Annotated in this window: 13 protein-coding genes; 2 read left to right on the top strand and 11 right to left on the bottom strand. The window is 59.6% G+C overall.

Annotated features, from left to right (window positions below):
- Position 1: 1 nt before the first annotated feature.
- Positions 2 to 799 (bottom strand): creatininase family protein, encoded by a 798-nt coding sequence (locus tag LPU83_RS63205; RefSeq protein ID WP_024315625.1) that lies wholly within the window; start codon positions 797 to 799, stop codon positions 2 to 4.
- Positions 800 to 1072: 273 nt separating this feature from the next.
- Here LPU83_RS63205 and LPU83_RS63200 point away from each other — a divergent pair, with 273 nt between their 5' ends.
- On the top strand, positions 1073 to 1255 hold the full coding sequence (locus LPU83_RS63200; RefSeq protein ID WP_024315626.1) for a hypothetical protein: 183 nt from the start codon (positions 1073 to 1075) through the stop codon (positions 1253 to 1255).
- 643 nt (positions 1256 to 1898) lie between these two features.
- Here the strand turns inward: LPU83_RS63200 and LPU83_RS63190 are convergent.
- The gene (locus LPU83_RS63190; RefSeq protein WP_024315628.1) at positions 1899 to 3686 is read right to left on the bottom strand and encodes a trimethylamine N-oxide permease; all 1788 of its coding nucleotides are present in this window, start codon (positions 3684 to 3686) and stop codon (positions 1899 to 1901) included.
- 293 nt (positions 3687 to 3979) lie between these two features.
- Here LPU83_RS63190 and LPU83_RS63185 point away from each other — a divergent pair, with 293 nt between their 5' ends.
- Entirely contained in the window at positions 3980 to 6349 is a 2370-nt protein-coding gene (locus LPU83_RS63185; protein ID WP_051509116.1) for a trimethylamine N-oxide demethylase, read from the top strand.
- 27 nt (positions 6350 to 6376) lie between these two features.
- Here LPU83_RS63185 and LPU83_RS75215 read toward each other — a convergent pair whose 3' ends face one another.
- From LPU83_RS75215 to glnT, 9 genes are all read right to left on the bottom strand, one after another.
- Positions 6377 to 6976 carry a PAS domain-containing protein gene (locus LPU83_RS75215; RefSeq protein WP_024315629.1) on the bottom strand — a complete coding sequence of 200 codons (600 nt, stop codon included), beginning with the start codon at positions 6974 to 6976 and terminating at the stop codon, positions 6377 to 6379.
- 129 nt (positions 6977 to 7105) lie between these two features.
- Positions 7106 to 8443: an NAD(P)-binding domain-containing protein gene (locus LPU83_RS63175; protein ID WP_024315630.1), complete on the bottom strand. Its 1338-nt coding sequence runs from the start codon at positions 8441 to 8443 to the stop codon at positions 7106 to 7108.
- 168 nt (positions 8444 to 8611) lie between these two features.
- Positions 8612 to 9652 (bottom strand): heme-dependent oxidative N-demethylase family protein, encoded by a 1041-nt coding sequence (locus LPU83_RS63170; protein WP_024315631.1) that lies wholly within the window; start codon positions 9650 to 9652, stop codon positions 8612 to 8614.
- 33 nt (positions 9653 to 9685) lie between these two features.
- Positions 9686 to 10651 (bottom strand): PDR/VanB family oxidoreductase, encoded by a 966-nt coding sequence (locus tag LPU83_RS63165; protein ID WP_024315632.1) that lies wholly within the window; start codon positions 10649 to 10651, stop codon positions 9686 to 9688.
- Positions 10648 to 11253 (bottom strand): dimethylamine monooxygenase subunit DmmA family protein, encoded by a 606-nt coding sequence (locus tag LPU83_RS63160; protein WP_024315633.1) that lies wholly within the window; start codon positions 11251 to 11253, stop codon positions 10648 to 10650. Before LPU83_RS63160 ends, LPU83_RS63165 begins: the two co-directional genes overlap by 4 nt.
- A 10-nt stretch (positions 11254 to 11263) precedes the next feature.
- Positions 11264 to 12397: an aminomethyl transferase family protein gene (locus LPU83_RS63155; RefSeq protein ID WP_024315634.1), complete on the bottom strand. Its 1134-nt coding sequence runs from the start codon at positions 12395 to 12397 to the stop codon at positions 11264 to 11266.
- A gap of 109 nt (positions 12398 to 12506) precedes the next feature.
- Positions 12507 to 13406, bottom strand: a complete 900-nt coding sequence (folD, locus tag LPU83_RS63150) for a bifunctional methylenetetrahydrofolate dehydrogenase/methenyltetrahydrofolate cyclohydrolase FolD (RefSeq protein WP_024315635.1) — start codon at positions 13404 to 13406, stop codon at positions 12507 to 12509.
- A gap of 3 nt (positions 13407 to 13409) precedes the next feature.
- Positions 13410 to 14294 carry a formyltetrahydrofolate deformylase gene (gene purU, locus LPU83_RS63145; protein WP_024315636.1) on the bottom strand — a complete coding sequence of 295 codons (885 nt, stop codon included), beginning with the start codon at positions 14292 to 14294 and terminating at the stop codon, positions 13410 to 13412.
- A 60-nt stretch (positions 14295 to 14354) separates the two neighbouring features.
- A complete protein-coding gene (glnT, locus tag LPU83_RS63140; RefSeq protein WP_024315637.1) occupies positions 14355 to 15662 on the bottom strand; it encodes a type III glutamate--ammonia ligase in 1308 nt (435 codons plus the stop codon).
- Positions 15663 to 15727 lie beyond the last annotated feature (65 nt).

Below are 15727 nucleotides of genomic sequence, written 5' to 3'. Positions count from 1 at the left end.
TCTAGCGTGAATAGAGATTGGTGAGCGAATAGCGCTTCAGGTCGTACAGAAGTTCTATGAAACCCCGCACCTGATGGCGGCAGATCGCTTCCCCTTTCTCCAGCGTGCCGCGCGATGCGTCGCCCACGACACCGTTGGGATTGAGATCATGCGCGATCCAAGCCAGCGAGTGCGGCGGCAGCGGCTGAATGTATTTCGACTGCTCGCGCATCCATTCAGCCTTGGATGCGAAGTTCTGTGCCTTGTCCATGCGGACGAGATCCGGCCTGAAATGCAGCATCAAGGACGTTTCGACCTCACCCCCGTGGATGCCATATCTGGATTCGTGGTCGCTGATCATGCCGTCTGGAGTTCCGAAACGGCCCCATTGGGTCGAGACGACCGCCATCTGGTAGCGTACGCGCAGCTCTCGCGCGACGATGCTCATGATGTCGACATTGCCGCCGTGCGAATTGACGATCACCATTTTGCGGACCCCGGCGTCGGCAACTTTGGCGCCGAGTGCTGTCCAAATGGGAATCAACAATTCGGCAGAAAGCGAGAGCGTTCCCGGTCCATAGATATGCTCGTTGGCCTTGCCGATTTCCTGTGTCGGTAACACCAGTATATCGAGATCATCACGCCGCTGGCGGCGAAGCTCCGCAAGCATGCCGTTTGCGATCGCCACATCGGTTGCGATCGGAAGATGCGGCCCGTGTTGTTCGGTCGAGGCGATTGGAAGAATGGCAATGGTTGTATCGGCCGAGAGCCCGGCAAAGTCATAGGTGTTGAGCTCGTTCCAATAGAATGGCGTCGCCATCGCCGTGTGTTCCCTTGCTTGAGTTTCCCTCACTGACTATGGAATTATGCGGTATGCGAAAAGCATCAATTTGCGTGCGTGCCGCTGCCTTTTTGCGATATAGCAGAGGGCAGGAGCTAAACTGTCCGACAAATCTCTGTCATGCCTGTCGCACTCATCCTGGGCCGTCGGTTCGAACCCTTTCAAGGCGAGCTGCGGCTGGTTCTCTGCCATCGAGTTTCATGGAGAGGATGAATACGCTTTTGAACTCTGTATACTGAACACGAAGCTGAGGTGTTTCTGATTATTCTTTGGGCAGCGGGTAACGCAGGATGGGAGTGTTTCGTCGTCTTCGGCGGTCACCTCAAGAACCTGATTTACAAGGTCATGGTTGTCATCGAGTTCGAGCAGCACCTGCTCGAACAACTCGACCTGAAGCTCGAGACCCCATGCCAGGTGGGCCGTTCAGGCAGATAACCCGGCATGGATGGCGACATCGGCTATTGCCCCTTCGTTCCGGGCTTGTCTTTCGCCCCCCGGAAATCAACCGAGTTCTTGGTGACGAAGGTCCAATCGCCGTCGAGGATGATCGGCCTCAGTTCCCAATCCTTCAGGCCGGCGAGTTTCAGCCATACGACGTGGCTGGTCTCGCCATGCCTTCGGCCAGCGCGAGCTTGGCACGTTCTGGCTGAGGCATTCGTCGATCAGAAACTTCATCCCGCCTTCCTGAGGCGCGGAACGCGGCGATCCGATCGGTGACGATGGAGGCTCCCGGTCGTGCGAGGGCGACCACGTAGGGGATTTGTCTCCCCATAGACTGCGGCGAGCCTGATCTTTTCGGCATCAAGGCCGGGATAGGCCTCAAGGATGCGTTCGTTCGGATTTCCTGCTGCTACGGATGCGGCACATCATATACCGGCACACGGGCTGCTTCGGATGACGGGCGTGGCGCCGAGGACGAGCTTCCGCTCCTGTTCCCAGCGGGGAATTTGACTTGGAAAACTCCAATCAAAAACGCTCCAGTTTTGCGGGATAGAGTAATGAACCGTGCCACCAGAACGGCAGACGGCGCCGCGCAATCTTGCGATGCGCGGCCCTATCTCATTTGGCAGTTATCCGGTCAGGCCGGGAGCTGGAAGTAGGCGTTTGCGGCGAGAACGACGGCAAGGCCGGCTGCAAGCGCTACATAGGGCAGGACGCCGGCTTTCTTGACGCCCAAATCCTGACCGACGAGGCCAAGGTCTTCCATGGCGCCCGCCGGGAATCGTCCGCCGTCGCGAACGTAATGACGATAGGCAAAGACCGGCAGGATGAGGGCGGCGAAGATGAAGCCGACCCAGAGCGCGTTGGAATAGCCCCAAACCTTGGCGCCCGCGCCGAGGAACAGCGCGTTGACGAAGGCGAGAACGGTGTTGAGGCCAATCAGCCAGGTCGGTGCTTTCCAGGGGCGCGCGATATGGCCGGAATCCATGCGATGGATCCAGCCGGCGTTGAGGTTGAGGAAGTTGAAGATGATGTAGCCGACATTGGAGACGGCCAGCACGAAGAAGTATCCGGCCACGTCGGAGGCGATGGCAAGCAGGATGAGGTTGAAGGCGAAGTCGGTCCACATGGCGCGGGTTGGCGCGCCGTGTTCATTGACGTGATCGAGGTACTTCGGCAGCCAGCCATCCTTTGCACCTTGGTAAAGGGTGCGCGACGAGCCGGCCATTGCGGTCATGATGGCGAGGAAGAGCGCCATGATCATCAAGATGACGAGGATCTGCGTGACGATCTTGCCGCCATGGACGAGGCTTGCCAGAGCTTCCGCGACACCCGTGCCGTCGACGATACCGGGGGCGAGCATGCCCGCATGGCCGAGAACGCCTTGGAAGGTGAAGGGAATGAGGAAGAAGAACAGGCAGCAGAGAAGGCCGGAATAGAAGATTGCCTTGAACGTGTCGGTTTTCGGGTTCTTCAGTTCGCGGGTGTAGCAGACGGCTGTTTCGAAGCCGTAGGTCGACCAGGCGGCGATATAGAGGCCGCCGAGGAACAGCGTCCAGCCGCCATTGCTCCACACGCCGTCGATACCGGAATAGCCGGCCGTGGGCGGAACAAGGCTGGTGACGTTGGCGCTGTCGATCTGGCCGGAGAAGATCGGATAGAGGCCGATGATCAGGAGCGGCAGAAGAACAATGATGGCGAGCCATTTCTGGACGCTCGCCGTTCCCTGAATGCCGCGGTGCTGGATCGCGAAGATGATCAGCATCAGAATGCCGCCGATGACGAAGGTGGCGTTGAGATTGGCGTTGGCGAGGAACGGAATGTCGAAGCTCGCAAGTGACCATCTGCGGATCGCAGGCGTCAGCGCAGCGACGCCATCGGCTGATAGCAAGGCCGAAATGGCTTCGGCCTGGGTCTTGCCGGCATTGGCCGCGATCCATTCGGCGACACGCGGGCTGTCGGCCGTCAGCGTTGCCATGTTGGCATTGATCCATTCCATGACGGCCGGAGAGTCGGCGCCGGGAATGGGGAACAGGGCGTTGAGGATATAACCCGCCGCGATGGCGCAGCCGAGCGACAGCACCGGCGACCAGGCGAACCAGTTGCACCACACAGATAGCGGCGCGATGAATTTCGAATAGCGCAGCCAGGCAGTGGCGCCATAGATCGAGGCGCCACCCGATTTATTGCCGAACATGCCGGCGATTTCGGCGTAGGTGAAGGATTGCAGGAAGCCCATCACCATGGAAATGATCCAGACCACGAAGGCGAGCTTGCCCGTCGTGCCGGCAATGCCGCCGATGGAAAACAGCACCAGCGGCGGTACGCCGGCAGCGACCCAAAATGCCCCTTTCCAGTCCAGCGCGCGTATCAACCCGGTGCCTGGGGCAGCAGCCGATCCCTCGGCCTCAACGATAGATGCCATAAACAGTCTCCTCGACCAGTTTTGTCTTGAGCGCGTTTCCGCGCGTCCCTTTAGGAATGGTTCTCGCTGCGGTCTCTTCGCTGGATGGCGCCTGCGTTTTCGCAGTGTCACCACCTGTTCCCGTTTGCAATTTCGCGACCGCAACTTATTCTCATAGTGAATTTTTTTTCTTCTCGGTCAAGTCTCTCTTTACTTTTCGTGGCTTCCCGTAGGATAGTTTTGCCATATTGCCGGTGCACAAACGCGGCGTCCTCAGGGCGTGGAAACGACTGTGTCACTGGGTGGGAGCTGAGATGGACAATTCCGGACGATTTGCAGGCGCCCTGCTGCCGCCAAGACCAAGCACGATTTTGCGGCCGGGCATGCCGGCGCTGCCGGCCGGCGTCGAGCGCTACCGCGTCAAGGGACGTGGCACGACGGTGGTCAAGGTCGCCGCCGGCGACCGGGTCGTCATCAAGGATGTCGAAGGCGGACAGCTTTGCGAGGTGAGTTTTGTCGATGCCAGCGGCCGGTTCAACGCAGCTGGCCTTGGTCTCGCCTTTTCGCGATCCGCTGATGGTCTTCTGGAGATTCTCGGGCGGGACGAGGACAGCGCGCGGCGGACGCTCGCCGCACTGAAACGGCGCAATGTCGACCCCGCGGGCGCGCAGGCGCTGGTGCTGTTTGGTGAAAGCTCCTCGCCAGGTGTCTCGGCGGAATTGGCGATGGCGCTCGATGGTCTGCTGATTGTTGCGGCTCCTGCGCCGCCGATGGACGCAGAAGCGCAGAACACCGCAACCGCGCTTGAGCTGCGGGTCACACGCTCCACGATCGAACGTGCCTATGAGGAAATGCTGCCGGAGCCGATGGCCGATCCGATGCAGGATCTGCATATCCGGGCGGCGCGGGCTTCGGCCTATTTCGTGCGGGCCGGCGAGTTCATTCAGATCATCGATGTTTCGGGCCGGCAATGCACGGATTTTCAGGCTTTTTCGGCCCGCAAGGTCGACAAGGGACTGGATCGCGCGCTCGATGCGACGGTGACGCGGACGCTACTCGGGCGCAGCTACCCGATGCCGGGGCTGCCATCGAAGGCGTTCGACCGGGATTTCGAGCCGCTGGTGGAGATCGTGCAGGATACGGTCGGGCGCCACGATGCCTTCGCCACCGCCTGCAATTCGCGCTATTACGATGACATGGGCTATCCGGGGCATGTCAACTGCACTGACAACTTCAACCATGCGCTGGCGCCCTACGGCATTGCGCCGCGCAAGGGCTGGGAAGCGCTCAACTATTTCTACAACACCAATGTTGACCATCATAACCAGCTCTATCTCGACGAGCCTTGGTCGCGGCCGGGCGATTATGTGCTGATGCGGGCGCTGACCGATCTCGTCTGCGTCTCGTCGTCCTGCCCGGACGATATCGATGCCGCCAATGGCTGGGTCCCGACCGATATCCATGTCCGCACCTATTCGGACAAAGAAAAATTCTCGCGCGCCGTCGCCATCCGAATGACCCCCCATGCAGAGCCCGAAATGACCCAGGAAACCGCCTTCCATCCGCGCTTTTCGGCGCTCACGCGCAATCACACGGAATATCGCGGCTACTGGCTGCCGAACCGTTTCAACAACGAGGGGCCGATCGAGGAATATTGGGCCTGCCGCGAAAAGGCCGTGGTGATGGATCTGTCGCCGCTGCGCAAGTTCGAGGTGACGGGCCCGGACGCCGAGGCGCTGCTGCAATATTGCGTCACCCGCGATATCCGCAAGCTGTCGCCGGGGCAGGTGGTCTATACGGCGATGTGCTACGAGAATGGCGGCATGATCGACGACGGCACGGTGTTCCGGCTGGGCGAAAACAATTTCCGCTGGATTTGCGGCGATGACGTCAGCGGCATCTGGCTTCGCGAGCAGGCCGAGAAAATGGGTTACAAGGCCTGGGTGCGCTCCTCCACCGACCAGATGCACAACCTTGCCGTCCAGGGCCCGAAAAGCCGGGAGATCATCAAGGAAATCATCTGGACCGCACCGTCGCAGCCCTCGATCGGCGAACTCGAATGGTTCCGCTTCGCCGTCGGTCGCATCGGTCATTTCGAGGGCGCCCCGGTCGTCGTTTCACGCACTGGCTATACCGGCGAACTCGGCTACGAAATTTTCTGTCATCCGAAGGATGCGCTTGCCGTGTTCGACGCGGTCTGGGAGGTGGGCCAGAAGCATGGGCTGAAGCCGATGGGGCTCGAAGCGCTCGACATGGTGCGCATAGAGGCGGGTCTGGTGTTTGCGCATTACGACTTCTCGGATCAGACCGATCCCTTCGAAGCCGGCATCGGCTTCACCGTGCCACTGAAATCGAAGACCGACGATTTCATCGGCCGCGAGGCGCTGATCAAGCGCAAGGAAAACCCGCGCTACAAGCTCGTCGGGCTCGATATCAATGCCAACGAAGCTGTCGGTCATGGCGACACGGTGCATATCGGCCGGGCACAGGTCGGCGTCGTCACCAGCTCGACGCGCTCGCCGCTTCTGAAGAAGACGATCGCGCTGGCGCGGATGGATGTGTTGCATTCGGAAATCGGCATCGAGGTGGAGATCGGGAAGCTAGACGGCCAGCAGAAGCGGCTGCCGGGAAAGATCGTGCCGTTTGCCCATTACGATCCGCAAAAGCTGAAGCCTCGGTCCTGAGTTCGCGGCTCTGGTCGCGGCATATGATCAGCCCGGCTTGCCCTGCGCCGTCGCAATCTGCCTTGCGACGGCCTCGGAATCATGGGCAAGGGCGCGCATTTCTGAGGCGAGCACGGCAAAGCCGGCGCCGGCCGTGCCAGCCCGCGCAGCCTCGATGCCGGCGTTGACGGCGAGCAGCTTCAGGTAGCGAAGGGAATGCAGGATTTCGGCGGTGCGCGCGGCGGTCGCGCGCAAATCGGCGGTCTGTTCGTCGATGCGCTGGTAGAGGGATTCGATGTTGACGATGCTGCCTTCGAGATAGAGCAGTTCACCGTCAGCGCCCCAGACGCCACCGCCGGTTTCCGTGACCCAGAGATAGTGACCCTTGTGATGACGGATGCGGTATTCGAGCGTCCAGTCGGTGTGGTTTTCCAACGCCTTGCCGACCACTTCGTCCATCGCGGGCACATCCTTCTCGCACATGATGGAGGTGAAGGTGCGTACACGATTGCCAACGATTTCGTCGGTCGGATAACCAAAGATCCGCTGGATGCCGTCGGTCATCTCCAGCATCGTATAATGCTCGTCCGCCCGGCATCGATAGAGAAAACCATTTATGCGACCGAGAACACTGCTCAGAAAGTCCATGGGAACCTGGTGATTGCTGGAGGGCGGACAGGAAGAGGAATGATGGTTCTGGATGGCATTCCGTTATTTTGAAGTATGAGCCGAAGGCCAGTGAAATGACCTGCGGCTTTGGCGTCGTCGAACCGGAGATCAATTCTTCAGATAGACGTCCAGCGTATCGTCCATGGCTTCCAGCCAGGGTGTGTGATGTTTGGGTGCCATTGTGCCGGTCATCAGCGATTTATAGGCGTTGTCACGGAAACCCATGATGTTTTCGGCCTTGTGATGTTCCCATTCCATGAAGGTCTTGTTAGTGCCCTCGACGTCAAACTTGGGATAATCGGTGTGCTCCAGAAGCTCGAGGACATAGTCGCCCTGGAACCAGATCATCTGCTCGGCGTCTTCGAGCGTTTCCTCGCGGGCGCGCCAGGTGTCGAAATGCGCCTTCATCTCTTCCTTCGAGGGCACGTCGATACGGCCCATGATCACGTCGCGGGCATACCAGGCCTGAGCGTCGAACATGTTGAAGGTGTAGAACTGGTCCTGCATGCCGATATACATCAGCTGCGGATTGTCCTCGTAGACGATGCCCTTGTAGAGGCTGTCGGACCACAGGCGGTTGGCGGTCTTCAGGCGCAGGTCGTCCGGCAGGAACGGGAAGTGGTGGAGATAACCGGTGCAGAGGATCAGTGCATCGACCTCCTTGGTCGATCCGTCGGCAAAATGGGCCGTCTTGTTGACGAGTTTCTGCAGCAGCGGCCGCTCCTCGAAGCGCTCCGGCCATTTGAAGCCCATCGGCTTGGAGCGGTAGCTCGTGGTCACCGATTTCGCTCCGTATTTCCAGCATTGTGAACCGATGTCCTCGGCCGAATAGCTGCGGCCGACGATCAGCACGTCCTTGTCCTTGAACTCCAGCGCATCGCGGAAATCATGGGCATGCAGGACGCGGCCGCCAAAGGTTTTCACGCCCTCGAAATAGGGGACGTTCGGCGTCGAGAAATGGCCGGAGGCGACAACGACGTAGTCGAATTCCTCGTCATACATCCGGTCTTCGATGCGGTTGTGGGCGGTGACCGTGAATTTCTTCGTCGCCTCGTCGAACTTCACCATGCGAACCGGGGTCGAGAAGCGAACCCATTTGCGCACGTCGGCCTTTTCGACCCGGCCTTTGATGTAGTCCCACAGCACGGCGCGGGGCGGGTAGGAGCCGATCGGCTGGCCGAAATGCTCCTCGAAGGAATAGTCGGCGAATTCCAGGCATTCCTTGGGACCGTTCGACCAGAGATAGCGGTACATGCTACCATGGACCGGTTCGCCATATTCATCGAGCCCGGTGCGCCAGGTGTAGTTCCACAGGCCGCCCCAGTCGGCCTGTTTTTCGAAACACACCACTTCGGGGATTTCAGCGCCCTTCTGGGCGGCGGACTGGAAGGCTCTCAATTGAGCAAGGCCCGATGGCCCTGCGCCGATCACGGCTACTCTGGTCATATATTTTTGTTCCCTTTTTATGTCGGTGTAGGCTTCTAAATGAGCCCTCCCCAAGGGGAGGGGGTGGACTGTGGAAGCCTTGCCTTCACAGTCCTGCAGCGATGGGCAGGCGGCATATTCGGTCAACTCCCTCCCCCTTGTGGCTAGGGTTGGGAGGGTCTTATTCCCTCAATCCGGATAAATCCCCGCACTCGTCGGTGCCCGGTCGTCGTATTTTGCCAGCCAGTCGATCATGATCGGCCGGTTGCGGGTCAGACCCTTGTAATCGGCGATCTCCGGCGGCAGGCTTTTCAACACACGCGGTAGGCGGCGGCCCCATTTGGGTACGGTGACCAGTTCTTCGAGGCTGATGAGATAGCAGCGGATCACGAAGAGGATGGCGTTGGAGCGCGGCAGGCGCCAGAGGCTCTGCAATTCGACACGCAGATGCAACTTCTGCCCGACATTCTCGGGCGTGACCGTCGTGCGGTCCGGACCCCATTTGTGATAGTTTTCCGGTGAGGTATCGAGCCGCGGATTGACGGTCATCGTCCAGTTCAGGCGGCGGGTCGGTTTGCCCTGCTGCAGGTTGAGCAGGAATTTCAGCGCCCGTTCGAACACGCCGATCTGGTGGGCGAGCGGCACGGGACCGTGCCATTCCATGAAGTTCATGCCGATATCGAAATCGAGCGACCAGTCGGCCTGGGTGGTGACCATGCCGGCATCCATCCAGAGATTGTTGTCGCGCTGGTCGACGATGCAGAAATCCCCCTGGGCCTGACGGGTGATATATTCCATCGGCGGATAGGGCAGGGTGGACGGATCGCCGAAGGTGAAGGTGTCGTCGATACCCATCGGTCGGTTGATCCAGCGCCAGCGGTCGCCGTTCTTTTCCAGTGTAAAGTGGTCGGGATAGTCCTGTGCCTGATGCTCCATAAGGAGTTCCAGCGTATCCCATTGCGCAGCCATCATATGCGGTAGCGCCTGGCATCGTAGCGGATCTTCCCTCAACACCATCGCCCGGTCCTGCATCTCGGCGACATAGTGCTCGTCGACATCGATGAGGTTTTCGAAAACGCTGTCCGCTTTGCCCCGGACATGCGGCTCCATGTTGACCGAATACATGTATTCGTCGCGATCGAAGGGGAAGGGGAAACGCCTGATGTTGTAGAGGCTGTTGCGGAAGGTGAAATCGTCGCGGAACGTTTCGTTCCTGAACGTGATGGTCATCTGTCCGGACCTCCTTTTGTCTGAATACGACTGTTAGAGTTGAAGAACGAGTTGCTGGCCTTTGAAACGCGAGACGCAGATCATAACCTTCTTGCCGGACGCCTTCTCTTCGTCCGACAGGTAGATATCGTTGTGCTCCAGCGTGCCGTCGCAGGACGACACCTCCGTTTCGCACTGGCCGCAGGCGCCGCCGCGGCACATGTAGGGGGCATCGCAGCCATGGGCTTCGGCCGCCTCCAGAATGCTCTGGTGTTCGCCGACGGTCATCTGGATCTTGGATTTTTCGAGGAAGACCTGGAACGGCAGGCCGGCGGGCGGCGCAAGGAAACGTTCCGAATGCAGGTTTTCCTTCGGCCAGCCGGCTTTCAGCGCCGTCATCAGCACGCCGTCGATCATGCCGGCCGGACCGCAGACATACAGATGCGTACCGAGCGGCTGGTTGTCGGCTATCTCGGCAACGGGAATGGTGGTCTTTTCCTCGTCGACGTAGATCTTGATCCGGCGCGGGCCGTAGCGGTCGAGCAGCTGCTGCCAGTAGGCGCCGTGCGAACGGGAGCGGATGGCGTAGTGAAGTTCAAACGCGATATTGTCGCGGTTAAACTGCTCCATCATGGCGATGAACGGGGTGATGCCGATGCCGCCGGCAAACAGGATATTTTTGCGGCCGCGATGGTCCGGCGCGAAGAGATTGACCGGCTGGCTGACGGTCAGCTGATCGCCGGGCCTCACCTGTTCGTGCATGAAGATCGAGCCGCCACGGGAATTGGGAACCCTGAGCACGCTGATTTCATAGGCGCTGTTGTCGTTGGGATTGGACATCAGCGAGTAGGGATTGCGGCGCAAAAGGCCATTGTCGTTCATCGAGACGACGACATGGGCGCCGCCGGAGAAGAACGGCATGGGATGGCCATCCATCCGCTCGAAGCGGAAGCGTTTGACCAAATCGGTCACCTGCGTCACCGCAGCGACCCGCACAGGCATGTCGGTATTGAGGCTCACGGGAACATCTCCTCAGGGGCTGGCGCAGTACCCGGTTCTTCCGCATCGATGTTGACGCCCTGGAAGGCGCCGAGACGTCTGGAGTAGTGATCGCGCACCAGAAGCGGCAAGCCGCAATGGGTGCAGGCAAAGGGGCTTGTGGTCACATTGTCGGTGATGCCCTTGCAGTGGACGCATTGCACCCGGCGCGCCGTGGAGCCGCGGTGTTCGGTGCGGATCGAGTTGAAATCGATGCCGAATTCGAGCGCCACCTGCATGATCTGGCCGATGAAGCCTTCGGTGCCGGCGATGTAGAGCCGCGTTCCCATCCGCGCCTGCTCAAGACAGGCGCGCAGGCGAAACAGCAGCGGCTGAAGCGTCGGCGCCTGCCAGAAGATATCGGGCGTCAAAGCCGATAGAGTGACGTCGTAGGCCTTTGGCGCTGCGCCTGCGGCCAGATAGAGGATTTCCGATTTTGCCAGGAAATCCTTGCCCTTGGTTTCCACCCGGTCCGTAAGGGCCGCAGCCCCTTCGCCCTCAAGGACGAAGAGGTGGCGTTTCGCGTGGGGATCGATGTCGAGCCCCTTATATTCCGGCCTGCTTTTGATCCCTTGTACGAGCATGCCGATATCCTCAGCCCTGCGCCGTCCGTTTCGTCTTCTTCGGATCGTCGAAGGTGATGGTGTGGGCGATCGCCGGCGCGTTGACGTTCTTGCCCTTCACCTGGAGCTTCGTGCCCTGCACGGCATAGGCAACATCGACGCGCATGATCGCCATCGAACGGTTGGTGAGCTTGGAATAGGACGGGCAGGTGATGACGCCCACCTTCTTGTCGCCATCCCAGACCTCGTCGCCGAGATCGGTCGGGCCATCGGCCTCGACGAGGAGGCCGAAGATCTTGAAGCGCTCCTTGCCTTTCAGGCGAGCATGTTCCTCAGCGCCGCGGAAGCCGGTCTTGCCGGGGCTGACGGTGAAATCGAGGCCGAGTTCCCAAAGGCTGTCGCCGGGCTGCTCGTTGGCGAAGGGGTACATCTGCGAATTGTCGTAGGGATAGAAAAGCAGGTAGCTTTCCACCCGCAGCATGTCGAGAACGCTGAAGCAGACGGGGATGATGCCCATCTCTTTGCCTTCATCGACGATACGGTCCCAGACCATGCCAGCATCCTGGCCGCGCACGAAGATTTCATAGCCGCGTTCGCCGGTATAGCCGGTGCGCGAGATCATCACCGGGGCACCGAACAGCGTCGCCTGCATGTGATGGAAATATTTGAGATCGCGGATGCCGGGCACGTATTTTTCGAGATAGTCGACGGCGAGCGGCCCCTGCAGCGACAGATCGTGCAGGTCGTCATCGAACAGCACGGCGCAATTGCGGCCCTGTGCCTGCTTGACGATTTCCTCAAAGCCTGTCCCGGAGCCGTGCACCAGCATCCAGGAGTTGGGACCGGTGCGATAGACGATACAATCGTCGGTGAAATGGCCGCGATCATTGAGCATGCAGGCATAGACCGACTTGCCGGGATAAACCTTTGTCATGTCGCGGGTGGTGATATATTCCAGGATGGCAATCGCATGCGGGCCGACGAGATGGACCTTTTTCAGGCCGGAGACATCCATGATGCCGGCCTTGGTACGCACCGCGATGTGCTCTTCATAGATGTCCTTGTCGTAGGTCCAGGCGGTTCCCATGCCGCTCCAGTCCTCAAGGTTCGATCCCAGTGCCCGATGCCGGTCTGCAAGGGCGGAAAAACGCCAGCTAAGACTCATATTCTCGTTCCCATTTTCTTTTGCGGAATATTTATTTCCTCAGTATATCGCCGCCGCATAAACGCGCAAGAGTGATAAACTCTGTATCGCCGTTGCATTTGGCGCCGGTCTAGAACCGTGGTGGTTCACGACCGCAGGTACGATAGGCGGCGGTAACGGTATTGGCCATCAGCATCGCGATCGTCATCGGCCCGACACCGCCCGGAACCGGTGTGATCGCGCCAGCGACTTCGGAAACTTCGTCATAGGCGACATCGCCGACCAGGCGGCCCTTGCCCGCGCCGAGCTCCAGCGCATCGATGCGGTTGATTCCGACATCGATAACGGTCGCGCCCGGTTTGATCTGGTCTGCCTTCACCATTTCAGGCCGACCCACCGCCGCCACGAGGATATCGGCGCCCCGCGCCAGTGATGGCAGGTCCTTCGTGCGCGAATGCGCCGTCGTTACCGTCGCATTGGCGTTGAGCAGCAATTGCGCCATCGGCTTGCCGAACAGGTTGGAGCGACCGATGACGACGGCTGCCAGACCCGTAAGGTCCTCGCCATGGATGGAGCGGACGAGACGCATGGCGCCCGCCGGTGTGCATGAGATCAGGCCAGTTGCCAGATCGCCGGTTGCAAGCTTGCCGGCGTTGACCACATGCAGGCCATCGACGTCTTTCTCCGGTCGGATCGACTGGATGATCGCATCCGCGTCCAGATGCTTCGGTAGCGGCAATTGTACCAGGATGCCGTGCACGGCGGCGTCGTCGTTCAGTGATGCCACGAGGCTTGCGAGCTCATCTTGCGCGGTCTCCTCCGGCAGCGTGTGCTGTGTGGAGTTGAAGCCGCATTCCTTTGCTAGGCGACGCTTAGCGCCGACATAGGTGTGGCTCGCCGGATCATCACCGACGATGATGACCGCAAGTCCGGTCGTTACTCCTGCTTCCGTCTCAAGCTCCGACGTTGCAAGCCGCACAGCCTCGATCACCGAAGCTGCAGCCTTCTTCCCATCAATTCGCGTCGCCATGGTTCACCCCATTCGTTCAGAAGCATAGGAGCCGGGGCTCGGCGGGAATATCACCGTACGGTTGCCATTGATGAAGGTTCGGTGGTGGATGTGCGCATGGATGGCGCGTGCCAGCACCTGGCTTTCGACATCGCGGCCGATCGAGACATAGTCCTCCGCCGATTGCGCATGCGTGACGCGCGCTACATCTTGCTCGATGATCGGACCTTCGTCCAAGTCTTCGGTGACGTAGTGGGCGGTCGCGCCGATCAGCTTCACGCCGCGCTCGAACGCCTGCTTGTAAGGGTTTGCGCCCTTGAAGCTCGGCAGGAACGAGTGGTGGATGTTGATGATCTTGCCCGACATCTTCTTGCAAACGGCATCCGACAGAACCTGCATATAGCGGGCAAGCACAATAAGTTCGGTGCCGGATTGCTCGACCACGTCCATCAGTCGCGCTTCGGCCTGCGGTTTGTTCTCCTTCGTCACCTTGATGTGGTGGAAGGGGATGTCATGGTTGACCACTACCTTCTGGTACTCGAAGTGGTTGGAAACGACGCCGACGATCTCGATCGGTAGCGCCCCGATCTTCCAGCGGTAGAGCAGGTCGTTGAGGCAATGTCCGAAGCGCGAGACCATCAGCAGCACCCTCATGCGCTCGTCGCTGTCATTGAAGCGGTATTTCATGCCGAAGGGTTTGGCGATTTCGGCGAAGCCTTCGGCAATCTCCTCCATCTTTCTTTGATCTTCGGAAACGAAGCTGACGCGCATGAAGAATTTTCCGGATTCCATGTCGTCGAACTGCGAGCTGTCGTTGATGTTGCAGCCCTTGGCCGCCAGATAGCCGGATATCGCCGCCACGATTCCCCGGGTCGCCTTGCAAGCCACGGTGAGCACGAAGTTTTTCATATGTCATTTTCCCGATCAAACGATTGCCGAAGTGGCGTCTCTTTTTCGAAACGATAACCCTCAGATATCGAGCGTCGTCTGCCGCTCCCAATCGGTGAAATGCGACGCATAGGCATTCCATTCCTGATGCTTGAGCTTCAGGTAGGCGCGGGAGAAACTCGTGCCGAGCGTGGCCTTGAGTTCCTCATCCTTATCGTACTCCCGGAGCGCATCGAGCAGGTTCAGGGGCAGGCGCGGCGCGTCGGTGACGGTGTGGCCTTCCTTGTACATGTCGATGTCGTAGTGGCGGCCCGGATCGGCGTTTTTCCGGATGCCGTTCAGGCCCGCGGCAATGATGATCGCCTGGAGCAGGTACGGATTAACGGCGCCATCCGGCAGGCGCAGTTCGAACCGCCCCGGACCTGGAACGCGGACCATGTGCGTGCGGTTGTTGCCCGTCCACGTCACCGTGTTCGGGGCCCAGGTCGCGCCGGAGATGGTGCGCGGCGCATTGATGCGCTTGTAGGAGTTGACCGTCGGATTGGTCACCGCGGCAAGCGCCGAAGCATGCTTCATGATGCCGCCGAGGAAGGTCTTGCCCTTGGCCGAAAGACCGAACGGCATTTCCTTGTCGGCGAAGGCATTGGTCTTGCCTTCCAGATCCCAGACGGAGATATGAGCGTGGCAGCCGTTGCCGGTCAGGCCCTTGAAGGGTTTGGGCATGAAGGTGGCGCGAAGGCCGTGCTTTTCGGCGACCGTTTTCACCATGAACTTGAAGAAGGAGTGCTTGTCGGCCGTCTGCAGCGCGTCGTCATATTCCCAGTTCATCTCGAACTGGCCGTTCGCATCCTCGTGGTCGTTCTGGTAGGGCTTCCAACCGAGTTCGAGCATGTAATCGCAGATTTCGGCGATCACATCGTAACGGCGCATGACTGCCTGCTGATCGTAGCAGGGTTTTTCAGCCGTATCGTATTCGTCGGAAATCTTGCCACCATCCGGCGAGATCAGGAAGAATTCCGGCTCGACGCCGGTCTTGACGCGAAGACCTTCCTTGGCAGCTTCTGCGATCAGCCGTTTCAGCATGACGCGCGGCGCTTGGTCCACCGGCTGTTCTTCCATGACGCAATCGGCGGCGACCCAGGCAACGTCCTTTTTCCAGGGAAGCTGGATGACCGCGGAGACGTCCGGAAGCGCGAAGAGGTCGGGATGGGCAGGCGTAAGGTCGAGCCAGGTGGCAAAGCCTGCAAAGCCCGCGCCGTCCTTTTGCATGTCGGCGATCGCCTCGGCCGGAACAAGCTTTGCCCGCTGACCGCCGAACAGGTCGGTATAGCTAATCATGAAATATTTGATGCCACGGTCCTTGGCAAAAGTAGCAAGATCGAGTGTCACTGTGTTCCCCTTTGGATTATTCAGACACCTTTTCATGGAAATAGCCGCCGCTGCCTTGGAAGATC

Source organism: Rhizobium favelukesii, assembly GCF_000577275.2.
Classification (GTDB): domain Bacteria; phylum Pseudomonadota; class Alphaproteobacteria; order Rhizobiales; family Rhizobiaceae; genus Rhizobium; species Rhizobium favelukesii.
This window is presented reverse-complemented; position numbering and strand designations above follow the sequence as displayed.

Excerpts from the sequence above, each read along its gene's own strand:
- LPU83_RS63205 (WP_024315625.1), bottom strand. The coding sequence starts at position 799 with ATGGCGACGCCATTCTATTGGAACGAGCTCAACACCTATGACTTTGCC.
- LPU83_RS63190 (WP_024315628.1), bottom strand. The coding sequence starts at position 3,686 with ATGGCATCTATCGTTGAGGCCGAGGGATCGGCTGCTGCCCCAGGCACC.
- LPU83_RS63185 (WP_051509116.1), top strand. The coding sequence starts at position 3,980 with ATGGACAATTCCGGACGATTTGCAGGCGCCCTGCTGCCGCCAAGACCA.
- LPU83_RS75215 (WP_024315629.1), bottom strand. The coding sequence starts at position 6,976 with ATGGACTTTCTGAGCAGTGTTCTCGGTCGCATAAATGGTTTTCTCTAT.
- LPU83_RS63175 (WP_024315630.1), bottom strand. The coding sequence starts at position 8,443 with ATGACCAGAGTAGCCGTGATCGGCGCAGGGCCATCGGGCCTTGCTCAA.
- LPU83_RS63170 (WP_024315631.1), bottom strand. The coding sequence starts at position 9,652 with ATGACCATCACGTTCAGGAACGAAACGTTCCGCGACGATTTCACCTTC.
- LPU83_RS63160 (WP_024315633.1), bottom strand. The coding sequence starts at position 11,253 with ATGCTCGTACAAGGGATCAAAAGCAGGCCGGAATATAAGGGGCTCGAC.
- LPU83_RS63155 (WP_024315634.1), bottom strand. The coding sequence starts at position 12,397 with ATGAGTCTTAGCTGGCGTTTTTCCGCCCTTGCAGACCGGCATCGGGCA.
- folD (WP_024315635.1), bottom strand. The coding sequence starts at position 13,406 with ATGGCGACGCGAATTGATGGGAAGAAGGCTGCAGCTTCGGTGATCGAG.
- purU (WP_024315636.1), bottom strand. The coding sequence starts at position 14,294 with ATGAAAAACTTCGTGCTCACCGTGGCTTGCAAGGCGACCCGGGGAATC.